The organism is Rhodoferax sp. (assembly GCF_039922535.1).
In the GTDB taxonomy this organism is placed as follows: Bacteria; Pseudomonadota; Gammaproteobacteria; order Burkholderiales; family Burkholderiaceae_C; genus Rhodoferax_B.
On record NZ_JBDTEM010000266.1, the window covers coordinates 1 to 2,951 of the forward strand.

Annotated in this window: 2 protein-coding genes and 2 pseudogenes; all 4 read right to left on the reverse strand. The window is 63.0% G+C overall.

The window, feature by feature from the left end:
* A partial coding sequence (locus ABI213_RS12275; RefSeq protein WP_348027289.1) for an Lrp/AsnC family transcriptional regulator occupies positions 1-469 on the reverse strand: 469 nt, incomplete at its 3' end.
* Positions 470-524: 55 nt separating this feature from the next.
* A complete protein-coding gene (locus ABI213_RS12280) occupies positions 525-1,928 on the reverse strand; it encodes an aspartate aminotransferase family protein (RefSeq protein WP_348007636.1) in 1,404 nt (467 codons plus the stop codon).
* Positions 1,929-2,166: 238 nt separating this feature from the next.
* Positions 2,167-2,589, reverse strand: a pseudogene (locus ABI213_RS12285) (FAD-dependent oxidoreductase); the annotation flags it as partial.
* A 135-nt stretch (positions 2,590-2,724) separates the two neighbouring features.
* Positions 2,725-2,951, reverse strand: a pseudogene (locus tag ABI213_RS12290) (N-acetyltransferase); the annotation flags it as partial.

Here is a 2,951-nt window from a genome sequence, read left to right on the forward strand (position 1 = left end):
CGACGGGGCAGTGCGCCTTGATGAATGGCGACTTGATGACGATGTAGCTGAAGTACTTGGCGATGCCAATGTTGCGTTCCAGCAGTTCTTCCACGACTTCTTGGTAGTGGTTGACACCGCGTGTCAGAAAGCGCAGCAGATAGTCGTAGCCGCCGCTGACCAGGTGGCATTCAAGCACCTCATCGACTTCGCGGATGGCGGCTTCAAAGCGGGTGAAGTCTTCGCGGCGGTGGTCGGACAGCGTGACCTCGGTGAAGACGGTCAGCGTGTCGCCCAGCTTTTCCAACCGCAGGTGGGCACCGTAGCCCGCGATGTAGCCGGATTGCTCCAGCCGCTTCACGCGGATCAGGCAGGGGCTGGGCGACAGGCCCACGGCATCGGCCAGGTCCACATTGGTCATGCGCCCATTTTTTTGCAACTGGGCCAGGATGCGCAGGTCCAGCCGGTCTATTTTGAAGGCTTCGTTCATGGCGACGTCCTTGGGTTGGAAAGCTCCGATTTTGCTACGGCGACGGTGGGTGGTTTCAGCCTGCGAGGGCAGCCCGTACGTCGGGGGCAGCCAGCACATCGTCGAGGGTCTTTTTCAGCCGCGTGAACATCTGCGCGAACTCGTCTTCGCTGAAGATCAGCGCGGGCGCAAAGCCCAGGATGTGGTCGCCGAAGGAGCGGAAGATCAAGCCGTTTTGGTACCCGGCTTTGAAGATGCGGTCTGGCAGGCCGAGCGCGGGGTCGAAGCCGGTTTTGCTGGTTTTATTGCTGACCAACTCCAGCGCACCCAGCAGGCCACGGTGGCGCGCATCGCCTACCAAGGGGTGGCTGCGCAGCGCCTCCAATCCGGCGGAAAAGTGGGCTGCCCCGCGTTGGCCATTGGCCAGCACGCCGCCCTCTTCGTAAAGTCGCAGCACTTCCAGGGCCACGGCGGCACCGACGGGGTGTGCCGAGTAGGTGGCACCATGGCCGATGGGGGCACCCGCTGGCGCGCCGTCGGCAATGCCTGCGTAGATTTTCTCGCTCACCATGGTCGCACCCAGGGGCACATACCCAGAGGTCAAGCCCTTGGCCATGGTCATCAGGTCGGGTTCCACGCCTTCGGCTTCGCAGGCAAACATGGGGCCGGTGCGGCCAAAGCCTGTGATGACCTCGTCGACGACGAACAGGATGTCGAGTTCGCGGGCTGCCTCGCGCATGGCCTTGAGCCAGCCTTTGGGCGGCACGATGACACCGCCCGAGCCCTGGATAGGCTCGCAGAAGAAGGCGGCCACGGTGTCGGCCCCGAGCTCGGCAACTTTGGCGCGCAAGGATGCCACCGACGCAGCGATCAGCGCCTGGGGGTCGGCACCTGCGGCATGGCGGTAGGGATTGGGCGAAGGAATGTAGTGCTGCGTCGGCAGCGGCAGGTCAAAGCCGCGGTGGAAGACCGGCAGCGCGGTCAGGCCGGCACCGGTGGACGACGAGCCGTGGTAGCCGCGTTCCAGGGAAATAAAGTGCTTCTTTGCGGGCTTACCGATGGCGTTGTAGTACTGCACGATAAAGCGCACGGCCGCATCCACTGCCTCCGAGCCGCCCAGTGTGAGGTAGACGCGGGTGAGCGAGGCGGGCGTGATTTGCACCAGCTTTTCGGCCAGGCGGATCGCGGGTTCGCTGCTGAAATGGAAGTAGCCGGTGGCGTAAGGCAGTTGGCGCATCTGTTCGGCTGCGGCCTGCACCACGCTCTCCTGCCCATACCCTACGTTGACGCACCACAGGCCGGCAAAGGCGTCCAATAGTTTGTTGCCCTGGCTGTCTGTCAGCCAGGCGCCGTGCCCGGCCTGTAGCACGGTCGGGCCGCGCTGCTCGTGTACGCGCCAGGGTGACACTGGATGGATCAAGTGGGCGCGGTCAATCGCATGGAGGGAAGCCAGGTTAGGCAGGTCGGAAAGGAGGTTCATGGCGGTGTCCGTTGGTGTAAAACGATGAGGCGTTCAATGGCTCAAAGCTTAGGCGGTATAGACGGTCGTTGGATGCTGGATTGAGGCTCGTACGTGATGCGGGCTGCGGTTGTGCGCGGCTTGGCAGCAGATCATGCGGTGCGTTTTTATTTCTTTTAGAACTCAGTTGTGCGGTCTACCAGCTCTGTTTCAATTGGGCCGCGCCGGGCTTGATGCCGAGACTGTGAAGATGCTCCCATCAGCGGATGAGGTCCTGAAAGCGGTTGTAGGCACCGACAAAAGGCAGAAACCAGGGCTTGCCGAAATGTCCGGGAATGCTGGCCAGTCGAAGTCGCGCCACGGGTTCCAATCAGCACGGCCATCCAACACCTCGGCCATGATCGCGCCCATATCGATCGACATGTGCGTGCCGTGGCCGCTATGCCCCATCAACTAGAACAAGCCGTTGTGTTCGCCTGCGCGTGGTGGCCAGTTCGGGGATGACCTCCACCAGCGCCTTTTGCAGGATGACGCCGCTCTTCAGGTCCGACTTGGGATTTGTCGCAGCGAAGCGGGCACGCCCACCGAACAGCAAATGGTTGTCGGGCGTAACCCGGAAGTCGTTGACGAAATTCTTGCTGTCGGTCGTTATGCGGCGGCGAGGCGTCAGACGAACAAGTATTGGCGAGTGCTTGGTGCACCTGGTCTTCGAACGGCAGGTCCGCTGTGTGCGTTCCGTCCGCCCGCCCGCCCAGCTGCCCCTAAACAAAGACCAGATCACCGCGGAGCGGACGGCATCGCTGTAATGGCCGCCAGGTTAGCCGAGCGACTGGTTTGAAAGGGCGAACAGGTGCGCGTCGGTTTCGGCGCAGGGACGGGCCCCGCGCACCATCGACAGTGCATGGCCCACGCAAGGTAGGCCGATGGCGGTCAGCCAGGGCGACAGGCCGCTGTCCTCGGTCACGTCCACACGGACGAAGCCACCGCGATGGCGGCTGGCGAGCGTGGCGATCAGGGCCTTCGCGGTGGCCGCGTCGCTGGCGA